We start from the raw sequence: 14,375 nt of genomic DNA, 5'->3' as shown, positions 1-14,375 counted from the left end.
CTTGATATGTCCGAATCAGTTGTTCCGTTCGCCCGACGGGGCCGGGTTCCGGGAACAGTTTTATCAGCGTTTTGCTGTTCAGTTTTCAAGGTTCATCCGCCGAACGTTTTCTCGTTTTGGCGACTTTATTATCTTAACACCCTCAAGTCAGTGTGTCAACACTTTTTTAAACTGTTTTTCCGGCCCTGCTTTCAGCCGTTTCAGTCTCTTAAGGACAAGAACTACTATACCCCATAGCGGGGAAGAAAATCAACCCTTATCCGCAAGAAAGAGTTTTCTGATTTTCTTTCCGTCCACTACAAAGAGAAGGATGCCTGCCAGGACGACCAGCCCGCCTGCCACCTGGGTGGCGATGAGCTTCTCGCTGAAGATGAAATAGGCGAGGATTGACGCACCGACCGGCTCAAACAGGATCGCGATGGAAATGACATTCGTGCTCACCCACCGGAGTGCCCAGTTAAAGAGGGAATGCCCGAAAAGGTTTGGCAGGATCGCAAGCAATGCAAACCAGAACCAGTCCGATACCGGATAAGGTCCGAAGCTCTCCCCTTTCACAATGACATAAATGAAAAGGGTGACCGTGCTGATGGCATATACGACGAATGTATATGTCACGAGCGTGAGGCGTTGTCGCACATCCTGGCCGAACAGGAGGTAACCTGTGATGAGTGCGCAGGCAATCAGCGCCAGGATGTCCCCATAAAACGCCTGGCCGCTCACCCGGAAGTCTCCCCAGCTGATCAGGACGCTTCCGGCAATGGCAATCGCGCCGGACAGCAATGTCTTGACAGACAACCTTTCCTTAAAGAAAAAGTAGGTGCCGGCAAATGCGAACAGCGGCTGGAGCGTGACCAGGACGGTTGAGCTTGCAACCGAAGTGTAATTCAGCGATTCAAACCATAGAATGAAATGAAAGGCCAGGAAGACGCCCGCGATGGCCGAGAAAAACCAGTCACGCTTCTGCATGAGCTTCAGTTCATGACGATGGCGGTAGAAGAAGGCGGGCGCCAGGACGAGTACGGAGAAGAGCATTCTGTAAAAAGCGGTCACACCTGAATCCGCGCTCGTCAGTTTGACGAAGATGGCGGACAGTGAAACCGTGATCACCCCGATGATGATCGGGATATACGGGTGAATCGGGGGCTTGTCCAAAATTGTTGCACTTCCTTAATTCAGTCTTCATGTGATGTGTTTTTGGGTATCTAAACGAAAGGGCCCAATATAGCCTACCACTAATAGGGACCCGTTGCCCATCGGCAATTTATAGGGGGGATTTTTGTGGACTGGATGTCTTCGCCCGTCTTCACCGATACGTTATTGAAGCTCGGGCTGTCTGCCCTTCTCAGTCTTGTCATCGGAGTGGAGCGGGAACTGAAGCGGAAACCGGTCGGCTTGAAGACAAGCGTGGTCATTGCCACGTTCAGCTGTCTCCTGACGATCATCTCGATTGAAACCGCCTACTCCACCCCACCGCGGGAAGATATCAACATCACGATGGATCCCCTGCGCCTTGCCGCGCAGATCGTATCCGGGATCGGCTTCCTCGGGGCGGGCGTCATCCTCAAACGGGACAACGACAACATCACCGGCCTGACGACCGCCGCCATGATCTGGGGCGCGGCCGGCATCGGGATTGCCGTAGGGGCCGGTTTCTACGTCGAGGCAGCCATCGCAGTCGGAATCGTCATCATCGCCATTGAGTTTCTGCCCCCGCTCATGATTATTGTAGGGCCCAAAAGGTTAAGGATGAAGGAACTCCTGCTGATTGTCCGGCTGCCCGACGAAAAGGACATCAAGCGGGTTGTCGATCACCTGGCGGAGCCGGGGTATACCGTGGAGAAAATCCGGCTGACCACCCTGCAAGCCGATGACCGGTTCACCGGTCATGAGCTCTCTGTAAGACTGTCCATCCCCCCCAAGGTGGATCCGGGATTGATCTACTCCGATCTGCGGGCACTGGATTACATCACATCGATCGAACTCGATATTCTTTCATGAACGGAGGCCATTATGAACGAACTGTGGAAACTTCTTAAAAACGGAAACAAACCATCACTCCTGGCAGGCATCGTAAATGCGATTGTCGCTCTGTTGAAAGGTGCGGGCTTCCTGTTCACCGGCAATGTTGCACTGTTTGCCGAGACGATGCACTCTCTCGGTGACGCGGCAAACCAGTTCTTCGTGTATGTCGGCTCCGCCCTTTCAAAAAAGGCGCCGACTGCCCGGTTCCCGAACGGTTTCGGCCGGATTGTCAATTTGGTCTGCCTCTTTGCCGTGGTCATCGTCGGAATCATGGCCTATGAAACACTGATCGAAGGTTGGCACCACCTCGTCAATCCGTCAGAATCCGCAGGTTTCTGGATCAGCTTCTCGATCCTTGCCGCAGCCACCTTGCTCGAAGCCGGCGTCCTTTACAAAGCCGGCAAAGAAATTCTGCATGATGCGGGAGTTGAAGGCGGCGGGCTGGCACCGATCACGAAAGGCTTCGCCAATCTGAAATATGCCCGTCCTGCCACGAAACTTGTGTTTATGGAAGACACCGTGGCGACGGCCGGAGGCTTGCTTGCACTGATCGCCGTGGTGCTGGCCAATTTCTTCGGCCTCGGCTGGACGGAAGGACTCGCCTCGATGATCATCGGGGGCATGATGTTCTTTGTGGTCGGTGTTGTATTCCTGGAAAATGCGCGCGGAGCCATCGGGGAGACGGATGAAGAAATGCTGCAGCATATTGCGTATCTCGTCGCCGAGGATCCCGACGTCCGTGATCTCCAAAAAGTCGAAGTCATCAAAGAAGGGGAAGCGCTGCACGTGGAAATTGTCGCTGAAGTGGAATCCACACTCTCGTTTGCCGAGGTCGATGATATCCGCGACCGGCTTCTCGATATCGTGGCGAGCCAGAAAAACATCGCGGATGTGGTGATCTCATTCGACGAGGATGACGGAATCCGGACCTACAAGCGCGAAGGAAAGGGCAAAAGCGGAAAACCCTCGCCGGATGTCCTGAAAAAATTGCAGTAAAAAGGAGAAGGCCAATGCCTTCTCCTTTTTTATAGGCTGTTGCGGAGAATCGCTTCCACTTCGCCGGTATCCAGCTTCGCAAATCTGCCGACGGGGCCTCCGCCGGAAGCCTTCTCGGCGATGAGCCGGATGTGCTCATCATCAATCTTATAATCTGCAAGACGGGCCGGCGCACCTAGCATGGACCAGAATTCCCGGAGTTTGCCGATGCCTTCCAATGCGGTTTCCTCCGTTGACCTGCCTTCGGCGTCCACGCCGAAGACATTGACGGCCAGTTGGGCAAACCGTTCCGGCCGGGTCCCCTTTCGCACATTGAACTCCATCCATTCCGGGAAGAGGATGGCCAGTCCGCCCGCATGCGGGATGTCATACACGGCGGAGACGGCGTGTTCGATGCCATGTGTGCCCCAGTCTCCCTGATAGCCCATCTCCAGAAACTTGTTAAGGGCCATCGTGCCTGCATACATGATCGTTTCACGAAGTTCCAGATTGCCGGGATCTTTCATCAGCTCGGGTGCTGTCCGGATGATCGCCCGGAGGACCCCTTCACACATTTCATCCTGAACCGGTGTGTTTTCGGCATTGTTGAAATACTGCTCAAAGATATGGGACATCATGTCCACGATCCCGTAGACGGTCTGGTCTTCCGGGACACTGGCCGTATAAGCCGGATCGAGGATGGAGAATTTCGGGAAGCTGAGCGGACTGCCCCATCCGTACTTCTCCTGTGTTTCCACATTCGTGATGACCGATCCCGCATTCATTTCGGAACCGGTCGCAGCGATGGTGAGAACCGTACCAAACGGCAGGGCTTCCGTTGCCCGTGCCTTGCCCGTGACGAGGTCCCATGCTTCCCCGTCGTATTTGGCGGCACTGGCGATCAGCTTCGTGCAATCGATGACCGAACCGCCGCCGACTGCCAGCAGGATGTCGATTCCCTTTTCCCTGCAGATCTCCGCCCCTTTTGCGGATGTGGTAACCCGCGGGTTCGGCTCGACGCCGGACAGTTCGTGGATTTCCATGCCCGCCTCCCGGAGTACGCGGGTTACATCATCGTAGACACCGTTGCGCTTGATGCTGCCGCCCCCGTATACGAGAAGCACTTTGCTCCCGTAACGGGGAAGCTCTTCTTTCAATTTCTCGACCTGTCCCCGTCCGAAAATCAGCTTAACCGGGTTTTGGAATGTAAATGGATTCATCACTTCGCCTCCTTCCCTGCATTTTCTCATTTTTCACCGGCGTGTGCCAACCGTCCTGCACTTTGTGCATAAAGCAGGCGGGAAACGTCCATCCTTTCTTTAGGAGGTGAGCGGATGAATATCCTCAAGAAAATCGCACTCGCCATCGCAATCATCGGTGCCCTGAACTGGGGGCTTGTCGCGTTTATCGGCTTTGACCTCGTGGCGGATCTGTCCGGCGGACGGGACAGCGGGCTTGCCCGGTTCCTCTATGGCATCGTCGCGCTGGCCGGCATCATCAGCCTCGGCTATCTGTTCCCGGGTGAGCGGGACACGTTGGGGCGCAGGGAGACGGATGAGCTGTCCTGGCAGTACCGCCCGGCGGCCGACATCGACGAAAAAAACAGGACCGCTCCCGATTGAGGGAACGGTCCTGTTTTTTTGTGCTGATTAAGCCCAGCCGCGGAAGCGGGATGCTTCGGCGGTTCTGCGGATTCCCACCATGTAGGCGGCAAGACGCATGTCGATGTTGCGGTTCTTCGCTGTCGTATAGACATTCTCGAAGGCTTCCGTCATCTTCTGGTAGAGCTTTTCATGGACTTCTTCTTCCGTCCAATAGTAGCCCTGGTTGTTCTGAACCCATTCAAAGTACGAAACCGTCACGCCGCCGGCACTTGCCAGAACGTCAGGCACGAGGAAGACACCGCGCTCAGTCAGGATCTTCGTCGCTTCGGCCGTTGTTGCACCGTTGGCCGCTTCGACGACAATTTTCGCCTTGATGTCATGGGCATTGTCTGCATGCAGCTGATTTTCGAGGGCTGCAGGCACGAGGATGTCACAATCGAGCTTGAACATTTCATCGTTCGTGATTGTATCGTCGAACAGCGTCGTCACTGTGCCGAAGCTGTCGCGGCGGTCAAGCAGGTAGTCGATGTCCAGGCCGTCAGGATCATGGAGCGCACCGTATGCATCGGAGATCGCGATGACTTTTGCACCGGCATCATGCAGGAACTTCGACAGGAAGCTGCCTGCGTTTCCGAAGCCTTGGATGATGACGCGGGCACCTTCGACTTCCATGCCGAGCCGTTTGGCTGCTTCACGGATTGCGATGATGACCCCTTCTGCCGTTGCCCGGTCGCGGCCTTGCGATCCGCCGAGAGCAATCGGTTTGCCTGTGATGAAGCCAGGAGAGTTGAACTCGTCGATCCGGCTGTATTCATCCATCATCCATGCCATGATCTGGGCATTGGTCATGACGTCAGGTGCCGGGATATCCTTTGCCGGTCCCATAACCTGGCTGAGTGCACGGACATAGCCCCGGCTGAGCCGTTCCAGTTCGCCCATCGACATTTCACGAGGGTCACAGATGATGCCGCCTTTGCCCCCGCCGTACGGCAGGTCCACAATGCCGGCTTTCATCGTCATCCACATGGAAAGCGCGCGGACTTCGTCGGCCGTCACACCCGGGTGGAAGCGTACTCCGCCCTTCGTCGGTCCAACCGCATCGTTGTGCTGCGCACGGTAGCCAGTGAATACTTTCACTTTGCCGTCGTCCATCTTGATCGGGATCCGGACTTCCGTCATGCGGATCGGTGCTTTCAGAAGTTCGTACATTCCTTCGTCATAGCCGAGCCGGTTCAGCGCCTCGTGGATGACTTCCTGTGTCGATGTTACTAGGTTCACGTTATCGCTCATAGTGTTGATTCGCCTCTTTAAATCATAATGGGATGCTCGGCATCATTGTAACACAGATCGCCGGTGAAATTCACATTTCCTTCACAAAATCCTTAGTTGGAAAAGACTTCGCGGATTTTCGCAAGTGCCCAGTCCAGCTCTTCTTTCGTGATGACGAGCGGAGGAGCAAAACGGATGACCGTATCGTGGGTCTCCTTGCAGAGCAGGCCGAGTTCTTTCAGCTGTTCACAGTAAGGACGCGCCTCGCCGTGAAGCTCGACTCCGATGAACAAGCCGCGGCCGCGGACTTCTTTGATCTCTTTGTTGTCGATTTTCTTCAGTTCGTCCATGAAATATTCGCCGAGTTCCAGCGCACGGTCAGCAAGGTGCTCGTCTTCCAGGACTTCAAGCGCTGCGATGGAGACTGCGCATGCCATCGGGTTTCCGCCGAATGTCGAACCGTGGGAGCCCGGGTTGAAGACGCTGAGGACGTCTTCGTCCGCAGCTACGCAGGAAATCGGAAGGACACCGCCGCCGAGGGCTTTGCCCATGATGTACATGTCCGGCTTGACGTCTTCCCAGTCGCAAGCGAACGTCTTGCCCGTGCGGCCGAGGCCCGCCTGGATTTCGTCGGCGATGAAGAGGACGTTGTTGTCCGTGCACACTTCCCGCACGCCTTTGAGGAACCCGTCGGCAGGGATGATGATGCCGGCTTCGCCTTGGATCGGTTCGAGGATGATGGCAGCCGTGTTTTCGTTGACCGCATTTTTGAACGCTTCGAGATCACCGTAAGGGATGTGGACGATGCCCGGAAGCAGCGGGCCGAAACCGCGCTTGTATTCAGGGTCGGATGTCATGGAGACAGCCGTCATCGTACGTCCGTGGAAGTTCCCGTTGCAGACGATGACTTGCGCTTTGCCTTCTTCAACGCCCTTCACGTCATATGCCCAGCGGCGTGCAGCTTTGAACGCTGTTTCAACGGCTTCCGCACCCGTGTTCATCGGGAGGACCATGTTTTTGCCTGTGAGCTTGCTCACTTTTTCATACCATGGGCCGAGCTGGTCATTGTGGAATGCGCGGCTTGTGAGAGTCGCACGGTCAGCCTGGTCCTTGAGCGCCTTGATGATGTGCGGGTGGCGGTGGCCCTGGTTCACGGCCGAGTATGCCGACAGCATATCCATGTACTTGTTGCCTTCCGGATCATTCACCCATACGCCTTCCGCTTCTGAAATGACGATCGGCAGCGGGTTGTAGTTCTTCGCACCGTATTTGTCTGTCTGCTCGATGATCTGTTGGGAAATTGTCATCTTTTTTCCTCCTTTATAAAAGACGGGGCCCGTTCAAGGAGTCCCGTCTTTTTTTGTTTATTCCATTGAAGCTGTGTTGCTTAGAATACTTCCGATACAGATTTCGCCTGCATGTGGAGCTGGAGGTAGTCAGGGCCGCCCGCTTTGGAATCGGTACCGGACATGTTGAATCCGCCGAACGGCTGGTAGCCGACAACTGCAGCCGTGCAGCCGCGGTTGATGTACAGGTTGCCGACGTGGAAGTCTTCGCGTGCCTGTTCGATGTGGAAACGGTTGTTGGAGATCACTGCGCCTGTCAGGCCGTAATCCGTGTTGTTCGCGATTTCGATCGCTTCATCGAAGTCTTTCGCTTTCGTGAAGCCGACAACCGGTCCGAAGATCTCTTCCTGCATGATGCGCGATTTTGGATCGAGGTCTGCGATGATCGTCGGGTTGACGAAGTAGCCCTTCGAGTCGTCGCCTGTTCCGCCGAGTACAAGGCGTCCTTCTTCCTTGCCGATTTCGATGTATTCCATGATCTTGTCGAACGAGTTCTTGTCGATGACCGGACCCATGAACTTGTCTTCGACCGGATCGCCGACAGTGAGGTCTTTCGAAAGTTCTGCCACGCGCTCAAGAACCTGGTCGTATACATCTTCTACGATGACGGCACGGGAGCAGGCGGAGCACTTCTGTCCGCTGAAGCCGAATGCCGATTTGACGATCGACTGGGCAGCGAGTTCGAGGTCTGCATCGCTGTCGACGACGATTGTGTCTTTCCCGCCCATTTCTGCGATGACGCGCTTGAGCCAGATCTGGCCTTCCTGCACTTTGGCCGCACGTTCGAAGATGCGCGTGCCGACTTTGCGGGAGCCGGTGAAGCTGACGAAGCGAGTGCGCGGGTGGTCGACGAGGTAGTCGCCGATTTCCGAGCTGGAACCCGGTACGAAGTTGATGACGCCTGCAGGGAGTCCTGCTTCTTCCATCAGTTCAACGAACTTGTACGCTACGACGGCAGTGGACGAAGCCGGCTTCAGGAGAACCGTGTTGCCCGTGACCGCTGCTGCCACAGCCGTACCCGCCATGATTGCGAATGCGAAGTTCCATGGGGAGATGACGATGCCGACGCCGAGCGGAATGTATCCGAAACGGTTCGATTCGCCCGGACGCTGATTGAGCGGAACACCGTCTTTCATGGCGACCATCTGGCGTGCGTAGTACTCGAGGAAGTCGATGCCTTCTGCAACGTCTGCATCCGCTTCCGGCCAAGGCTTGCCGGCTTCTTTGGAAAGAAGGGCTGCAAATTCGAACTTGCGGCGGCGTACGATCGCTGCTGCGCGGAGAAGGATGTCAGCGCGGACTTCCGGCTTCACTTTCTTCCATGTCTTGAACGTCTCGTCCGCAACGTCCATTGCCTTTTCTGCGAGTTCACGGCTGCACTTGGAAACGTTGCCGATGATCTCTTCACGGTCGGACGGGTTGAAGGACACCATTTTATCTTCTGTCATGATGCGCTCGCCGTTGATGATGAGCGGAACATCTTGGCCGAGGTATTCTTTGACAATCTCAAAACCTTGCTCGTAGGCTTTCCGATTTTCTTCCTTCGTAAAGTCTGTGAGTGGTTCATGTTTATAAGGAATCATGGTGATCCTCCTTTGGTTTTGTTTACGAAGCGCTAAATTAATTTGCACTCGTTTCTTTTCACACTTATAATAATGCAAAAGATCGTTGCGGATTTCAAGTCTAAAAATTTGATTGACGCAAAAAAACAGTCAGAGGTGGACCATGGCACCTGAAAAAGAAGCATTATGGCCGTTCTTTGAATTTGCAGTCGAGCACGCTGCAGTCGGCGTGCATGCAGTGGATATGGCCGGAAAGACGGTTATCTACAATGAAAAAATGAAACAGATCGAAGGGCTGGATCTTTCCGACCTTACCGACCGGACCGTTCTGGACCTGTTCCGGTTCGGCAAAAATGAAAGCACCCTCATGCAGGTGCTGAAAAGCGGCGTGCCCGTCTTGAATGCCAAGCAGACCTACTGGAACCGGACCGGTCAGGAGATCACGACCGTGAACGACACGTATCCCGTTGCCGGCCCTTCCGGCATGATCGGCGCCATCGAGCTGGCCAGGGACGTGACGGCGCTTGAGAAATTTGTCCATCAGCCGCTCCGTACATACGATGAGAAAGTGACGTTCGCGTCCATCACTGCGGTGAGCGATTCGATGAAAGGCGTGGTCGCGACGGCAAAGAAGGCAGCGGCCGCCCGCCTGCCGGTTCTTCTGTCGGGAGAGACCGGGACCGGGAAGGATCTTTTGGCAGGCGCGATCCACAACGGGTCTTCCTCTTCGGGAAAATCGTATTATACGCTTTTCTGCCCGGGGCTCGACACCCAGGATCTCAGGAACTCGATGGAACAGATCCGGGAAGACCCGGAGTGCACGGTATTCTGTGACCGGATCGACCTTGCCGGCATGAAGATGCAGGAAGAGCTCCTGCGCGAACTCAACCGGCTCGGTGAGGACCACCGGCAGTTCATCGCCAGCATCGGGGGCGACGCCATCGACCTGATCGCCGAAGGAAGCCTCCTGAAGGAGCTCTACTATTTCTTCTCGTCGATCACCATCTATATCCCTCCCCTGAGAAAGCGCATTGCAGATCTCTGGCCGTTCATCGATGATTACCTTGAGCTGCACCGGCGACGGTTCGGCTCGGCGGTCCAGGGCCTTTCACCGGAAGTCCAGCAGACATTCGAGTCGTACAGATGGCCGGGTAACCTCAAAGAAGTCGAATTGCTGCTCGATGAAGTCACTTCGGTCCTGACGACCGAAACCGAGATCACCTACGATCTGCTCCCCCACCATTTCAAGCTGAAAGTCCAGGAAGGATTTTCGCCTGCCAAGCGGCCGCAGGATTTCGTCGTCCAGGAAGGGAACGAATTCCTGCCCCTTGATCAGTATTTGAGGGAAGCCGAAGAATATTATCTATCCAAAGTGATGAATGTATTCGAAGGCAATGTGACAAAGGCGGCCCAGGCCCTTGGGATGAGCCGTCAGAACCTCCAATATCACCTGAAGAAACTGAAAAACGGCATATAAAAAAAGCGGGGCCCGGGGGGCCCCGCTTTTTTGTGTCCGTATTCAAGTTCCCGTTCACTGGCCGGACTGGCGGATCCAATCCTGCAGCTTGTCGCGGAGCGTGTTGAACCCGTCGGCATCCCGCTCGTCGATGCGGTCCTGCAGCGACTTCCTCGGCCGGTCGTCGCGCCGTGAAGCCGGCGGACGCTCCTGCAGTGCACGGATAGACAGGCTGATCTTGCCCGCCTGCTCATCCATGTCCAGCACCTTCACTTCAACTTCCTGCCCGATCGACAGGTATTCATGGATGTCCCGGACGAATCCGTAAGTGATTTCAGATATGTGGACAAGTCCCTGCGTGTCCTTGTCAAGTGCGATGAAAGCGCCGTACGGTTGGATTCCGGCGACCTTGCCTTTCACCACGTCTCCCTTTTCATACTTGCCAGCCATTGTACCGCTCCCAATCGTTGTGGTTTATCCTGTCTGCCTATTCGGCCATTGTAAATTATACCATAGGGCCAAGCCGTCCGGCAAAGGAGACCGGAGTTCAATCAGAAGCGGCCGGGTCGACGGTCCAGACGCCGGACGCGGAATAATCGAGCCAGAGTTCCGCTGGTTCTCCCGAAACATTATCATAGATGAGGACCGGTACCCGGATCCCGATGTCCGCATGGTCGATGGACTCCGGATAGAACGCGACGCTGATCCTCTCCCCGCCCATGCCTGCGGAGATCAGACTGACAGCCTCTTTGACGGAATCCGGTGCCCCCTGTCCGTCCGACAGCAGCGCCTCCATCCGGTCGTCGTCTTTCTCATTGGCCATTGCGAACAGGACGGCCGTCATGACGGGCGGCTCGTCGATGAGCCGGCCGGTGTTTCCGTCTTCCTGGATCTCACGGTAAATCAAGCCGGCGCGGGCCGTAAATCCTTCATCCGGAAGCTCGAGCGTGAATGCCGGAAATGCTGCGCCGGCTTCGCTGATGTCCTCCGTCCCGTGATGGAGGGCATTGATGTAAACCCCGTAGCCGATCCGGTTGTATGCGGCGGATTTCCTCCAGCCTGATTCTTCCATTTCTTCGACCACCGGGCCGGCAATTTTCGCTGCCTGCGAACCCGGACCGAGCGCAGCCAGCTTCCGCCAGGCTTCCCGCCGCTCGTGCGCCACGGTGCCGTCCTTTCCAAAGACCGGACCGCCCATTCCCCCGAACATCAGTTCATTAAAATAATCCTCGGCCAGTGCGCCGACTTGGAAGTTGCCGTTTGACTTGCTTTCCCATTTTTCCGCAAGGGTTTCAAGTTCATGAATGGCATCCGCCATTTCATTCAAAGGGATGCCTCCCTCTTCAACGTATGAGGTCTGGCGCTTCTCCACCAGGCGGACATACGACGCGACGGTCGGATGGAGACTGTCCATTGCCCGATCGAGGGAAGGCATCTTTGAAATGTACGGTATCGTGCCGCCGTCTCCCTCTTCCATCAGCTTCGCCCCGAACCCTTCCTCCCTCATCAGCAGGAAGGCCTTGCGGAGGGGCTCCGGATATCCGGACAGGTCATCGGCTGGACCATCAGGCACGCCCGCTTCGATCGCTTTCAGGAAATCGTCCGGGTAATCGTTCATCCCATTGTAGATAATGCCCGCCAGATCCCAGTTTCTCATCGTGAACAGTTCATAAAACTCGATGCTGGCCTGGAAGTCATCCGTGAGCGGTTCTTTCTTCAGACGCCGAATCATGTCCGATGGAAACTCCAATTGCTGGAGGATGCGGCGGTACTCCGCTTCCACTGTGCCTTTCTCCATCGGCTGCCCGTCGGCAATGGCACGCTCCGCACGAATCCGAAGGTCACTGAACTGATTCTGTATTCCTGCGCCCACCGTAAGGCTCTGAAGTTCTTCCGGCCTGGCCCCCGCTTTCTGCGCGAAACCTTCCAGTTCTTCCTCGAACTGTCTGCTGAGCCGGTCCAGGAACACTTCGTCCGCCGGGCCGTTGCGTGCGGAAAAATAAAAAACGCCGGCGATCAGTGCAACTCCGGCCAAGGCAACGACAACGGCTGCCGCCGTGCGGAACGGCCGCCGGGGCTCTTGGCCCTTCTCCTCCCCGGATTGCTCGTCCGCCACAGGTGGTTCGGATACAGGGAAGGTGATGCGCCGGTAGGCCTGCCGGAGCAGTCCGATCCGCCGTTCAAGAACCCCCTGCTCCTCCCCCGCATGCAGCCGGTCATATGCTTCATCCCGTCGTTTCGCAGCATCTGCCGGACTGCATCCAATCACCTTCCCGGCTTCAACCGCCCCCAGCCCGTGAAAGTCCATCAGCACCATCGGCAGGCGGATATCCTTCTCAAGGGACATGATGGCCCGGTGGAGTTCCTGGTCCTCCGGAAAGCGGAACACCGGCAGGCCGGTTTCCTCGCTGCGGGAAGGAGCCGAACCGCAGCGAGGAAACCGGCCTGCCGTTCGGAAGCGTCCGGCTCCGGATTTTCGGCCGCTTCCTCGATAAGACGCATCGCTTCCCCGTCGACTCTCTCCGGCGCGGTGCCGGCCTGGTGGATCAACCGCCGGAGATCATCCAGTTGGTGCAATAGGGCCGTCCGTCTCTCTTCCTTTTTGCGGATCAGCACCTTTTCGGCTTTCGCCCGTTTTCCAAACATTTCTGGTTCCCCCATCCCATTGTCATTTCCATTATATCAGCGGGCACCTCGGGATAGGAATGTCTGCTGAAGAATTCGGACGGAAGCCCCTTTCTTTCCCCGCTCCTTCATGTACAATGGGAGAATCAATTTCTAAGAGGTGGATCGATGACCAACAGAGATCAATGGACATCCAAACTTGGCTTTATCCTGGCTGCGGCGGGGAGCGCCATCGGCCTGGGCGCCATCTGGAAGTTCCCATATATGGCCGGGATGAACGGCGGAAGTGTTTTTATTTTCCTATTTATCATCAGCACCATCCTGATCGGCCTCCCCGTCCTCATCGCCGAATTCATCATCGGTCGGCGCGGACAGGCAGATGCCGTCACCGCCATGCGGAAGCTGGCACCGGGAACGGCATGGCCCATTGTCGGAAAACTGGGGTTCGTGCTGTCCATCATCATCCTGTCATTCTACAGCGTGGTCGGAGGATGGATCCTGTCCTACCTTGTCCGGTCGTCCGTGTTCCTGGCGGGCGGCGGCATGCCGGACGATTTCGGGATGTTGTTCGACCAGGTGATCGCCGATCCGAAAGAAGCGGTCCTGGCGCAGGCCGTATTCATGCTGCTCACCGTTTTGATCGTCTCCGGAGGGGTCAAGGGGGGGATCGAACGGGCGAGCAAATGGATGATGCCGCTGCTGTTCGTGTCGTTCATCATCCTTGCGGTCCGTTCGCTGACTTTGCCTGGAGCCATGGAAGGCATCCGATTCATGTTTGTTCCGGATTTCAGCTATCTTAACGGCCATACCGCGCTTCTGGCGCTCGGCCAGGCGTTCTTTTCACTCAGTGTCGGAATCGGCGGAATGATCACCTACGCCTCTTATTTGCCCAAAGATGAAAATCTCACGAAGTCGGCATGGAGTGTGACGGGGCTCAATATTTTGATCTCCATCCTTGCCGGTCTCGTCATCTTCCCGGCGGTGTTCGCGCTCGGCGGCTCTCCTGCAGACGGACCGGGACTGATCTTCGTCGTCCTGCCCGCCATCTTCACAAACATCCCGTTCGGCGGATGGTTCATGCTGCTGTTTTTCGTCCTGATGCTGTTCGCCACACTGACCTCTTCCATCTCAATGCTGGAAATCACCGTTTCAATCGGAATCCGCAACAAGTATGACCGGCGGAAACGCGCCGCCTGGGTGTACGGCCTGATCATCTTCATCGTCGGGATACCGAGCGCTCTGTCATTCGGCCTGATGGCGGATGTGAAACTGTTCGGGCTTTCGATGTTTGATCTGGCCGACACGATTGTCAGCAAGTTCGGCATGCCGATCGGGGCTTTCCTGATCTCCCTCTTTGCCGGCTTTGTCCTGAGCAAGACGGTGACGGACGAGGAACTCGGCGGCCCCTCCGCTGCATCCGCTGCCTGGAGGCTGCTTGTCCGGTGGTTCTGTCCCGCCGCAATCCTCGTGATTTTCGTCTCGACGCTCGCCGGCTGATCAGCCGGATTGAAAAAAA

At 56.1% G+C, this 14,375-nt stretch carries 12 protein-coding genes; 5 read left to right on the top strand and 7 right to left on the bottom strand.

The window, feature by feature from the left end; translation table 11 throughout:
- Nucleotides 1-249 precede the first annotated feature (249 nt).
- The gene (locus B0B07_RS13705; RefSeq protein WP_076759745.1) at nt 250-1,152 is read right to left on the bottom strand and encodes a DMT family transporter; all 903 of its coding nucleotides are present in this window, start codon (nt 1,150-1,152) and stop codon (nt 250-252) included.
- Between the two features lie 135 nt (nt 1,153-1,287).
- Between B0B07_RS13705 and B0B07_RS13700 the strand changes: the two genes are divergently transcribed.
- Together B0B07_RS13700 and B0B07_RS13695 are read left to right on the top strand one after the other, a co-directional pair.
- Nucleotides 1,288-1,998: an MgtC/SapB family protein gene (locus tag B0B07_RS13700; RefSeq protein WP_200805826.1), complete on the top strand. Its 711-nt coding sequence runs from the start codon at nt 1,288-1,290 to the stop codon at nt 1,996-1,998.
- Between the two features lie 12 nt (nt 1,999-2,010).
- Nucleotides 2,011-3,018, top strand: coding sequence for a cation diffusion facilitator family transporter (locus B0B07_RS13695; RefSeq protein ID WP_076759742.1), 1,008 nt, complete (start codon nt 2,011-2,013; stop codon nt 3,016-3,018).
- A 29-nt stretch (nt 3,019-3,047) separates the two neighbouring features.
- Here B0B07_RS13695 and B0B07_RS13690 read toward each other — a convergent pair whose 3' ends face one another.
- Nucleotides 3,048-4,217 carry an iron-containing alcohol dehydrogenase gene (locus tag B0B07_RS13690; protein WP_076759741.1) on the bottom strand — a complete coding sequence of 390 codons (1,170 nt, stop codon included), beginning with the start codon at nt 4,215-4,217 and terminating at the stop codon, nt 3,048-3,050.
- Nucleotides 4,218-4,331: 114 nt separating this feature from the next.
- Between B0B07_RS13690 and B0B07_RS13685 the strand changes: the two genes are divergently transcribed.
- Nucleotides 4,332-4,619: a DUF378 domain-containing protein gene (locus B0B07_RS13685; RefSeq protein ID WP_076759740.1), complete on the top strand. Its 288-nt coding sequence runs from the start codon at nt 4,332-4,334 to the stop codon at nt 4,617-4,619.
- 27 nt (nt 4,620-4,646) lie between these two features.
- On the opposite strand, the gene B0B07_RS13680 is transcribed toward B0B07_RS13685, so the two are convergent.
- The 3 genes from B0B07_RS13680 to pruA form a co-directional block, all read right to left on the bottom strand.
- Nucleotides 4,647-5,891 (bottom strand): Glu/Leu/Phe/Val family dehydrogenase, encoded by a 1,245-nt coding sequence (locus tag B0B07_RS13680; RefSeq protein ID WP_076759738.1) that lies wholly within the window; start codon nt 5,889-5,891, stop codon nt 4,647-4,649.
- 92 nt (nt 5,892-5,983) lie between these two features.
- Nucleotides 5,984-7,177, bottom strand: coding sequence for an ornithine--oxo-acid transaminase (locus tag B0B07_RS13675; RefSeq protein WP_076759737.1), 1,194 nt, complete (start codon nt 7,175-7,177; stop codon nt 5,984-5,986).
- A gap of 80 nt (nt 7,178-7,257) precedes the next feature.
- Nucleotides 7,258-8,799: an L-glutamate gamma-semialdehyde dehydrogenase gene (gene pruA, locus B0B07_RS13670; RefSeq protein ID WP_076759735.1), complete on the bottom strand. Its 1,542-nt coding sequence runs from the start codon at nt 8,797-8,799 to the stop codon at nt 7,258-7,260.
- 142 nt (nt 8,800-8,941) lie between these two features.
- Here pruA and B0B07_RS13665 point away from each other — a divergent pair, with 142 nt between their 5' ends.
- The gene (locus B0B07_RS13665) at nt 8,942-10,255 is read left to right on the top strand and encodes a sigma 54-interacting transcriptional regulator (protein ID WP_076759733.1); all 1,314 of its coding nucleotides are present in this window, start codon (nt 8,942-8,944) and stop codon (nt 10,253-10,255) included.
- Between the two features lie 54 nt (nt 10,256-10,309).
- On the opposite strand, the gene yugI is transcribed toward B0B07_RS13665, so the two are convergent.
- Together yugI and B0B07_RS13655 are read right to left on the bottom strand one after the other, a co-directional pair.
- Entirely contained in the window at nt 10,310-10,684 is a 375-nt protein-coding gene (gene yugI, locus B0B07_RS13660) for a S1 domain-containing post-transcriptional regulator GSP13 (RefSeq protein WP_076759732.1), read from the bottom strand.
- Nucleotides 10,685-10,781: 97 nt separating this feature from the next.
- A complete protein-coding gene (locus tag B0B07_RS13655) occupies nt 10,782-12,623 on the bottom strand; it encodes a hypothetical protein (RefSeq protein WP_076759730.1) in 1,842 nt (613 codons plus the stop codon).
- 404 nt (nt 12,624-13,027) lie between these two features.
- Between B0B07_RS13655 and B0B07_RS13650 the strand changes: the two genes are divergently transcribed.
- The gene (locus B0B07_RS13650) at nt 13,028-14,356 is read left to right on the top strand and encodes a sodium-dependent transporter (RefSeq protein ID WP_076759729.1); all 1,329 of its coding nucleotides are present in this window, start codon (nt 13,028-13,030) and stop codon (nt 14,354-14,356) included.
- Nucleotides 14,357-14,375 lie beyond the last annotated feature (19 nt).

This window comes from Edaphobacillus lindanitolerans (assembly GCF_900156305.1).
GTDB lineage: Bacteria > Bacillota > Bacilli > Bacillales_A > Planococcaceae > Bhargavaea > Bhargavaea lindanitolerans.
This window is presented reverse-complemented; position numbering and strand designations above follow the sequence as displayed.

Bases quoted from the DNA above. Each gene is read 5' to 3' on its own strand.
- B0B07_RS13700 (WP_200805826.1), top strand. From the start codon at position 1,288: ATGTCTTCGCCCGTCTTCACCGATACGTTATTGAAGCTCGGGCTGTCT.
- B0B07_RS13695 (WP_076759742.1), top strand. From the start codon at position 2,011: ATGAACGAACTGTGGAAACTTCTTAAAAACGGAAACAAACCATCACTC.
- B0B07_RS13690 (WP_076759741.1), bottom strand. From the start codon at position 4,217: ATGAATCCATTTACATTCCAAAACCCGGTTAAGCTGATTTTCGGACGG.
- B0B07_RS13685 (WP_076759740.1), top strand. From the start codon at position 4,332: ATGAATATCCTCAAGAAAATCGCACTCGCCATCGCAATCATCGGTGCC.
- B0B07_RS13680 (WP_076759738.1), bottom strand. From the start codon at position 5,891: ATGAGCGATAACGTGAACCTAGTAACATCGACACAGGAAGTCATCCAC.
- B0B07_RS13675 (WP_076759737.1), bottom strand. From the start codon at position 7,177: ATGACAATTTCCCAACAGATCATCGAGCAGACAGACAAATACGGTGCG.
- pruA (WP_076759735.1), bottom strand. From the start codon at position 8,799: ATGATTCCTTATAAACATGAACCACTCACAGACTTTACGAAGGAAGAA.
- B0B07_RS13665 (WP_076759733.1), top strand. From the start codon at position 8,942: ATGGCACCTGAAAAAGAAGCATTATGGCCGTTCTTTGAATTTGCAGTC.
- yugI (WP_076759732.1), bottom strand. From the start codon at position 10,684: ATGGCTGGCAAGTATGAAAAGGGAGACGTGGTGAAAGGCAAGGTCGCC.
- B0B07_RS13650 (WP_076759729.1), top strand. From the start codon at position 13,028: ATGACCAACAGAGATCAATGGACATCCAAACTTGGCTTTATCCTGGCT.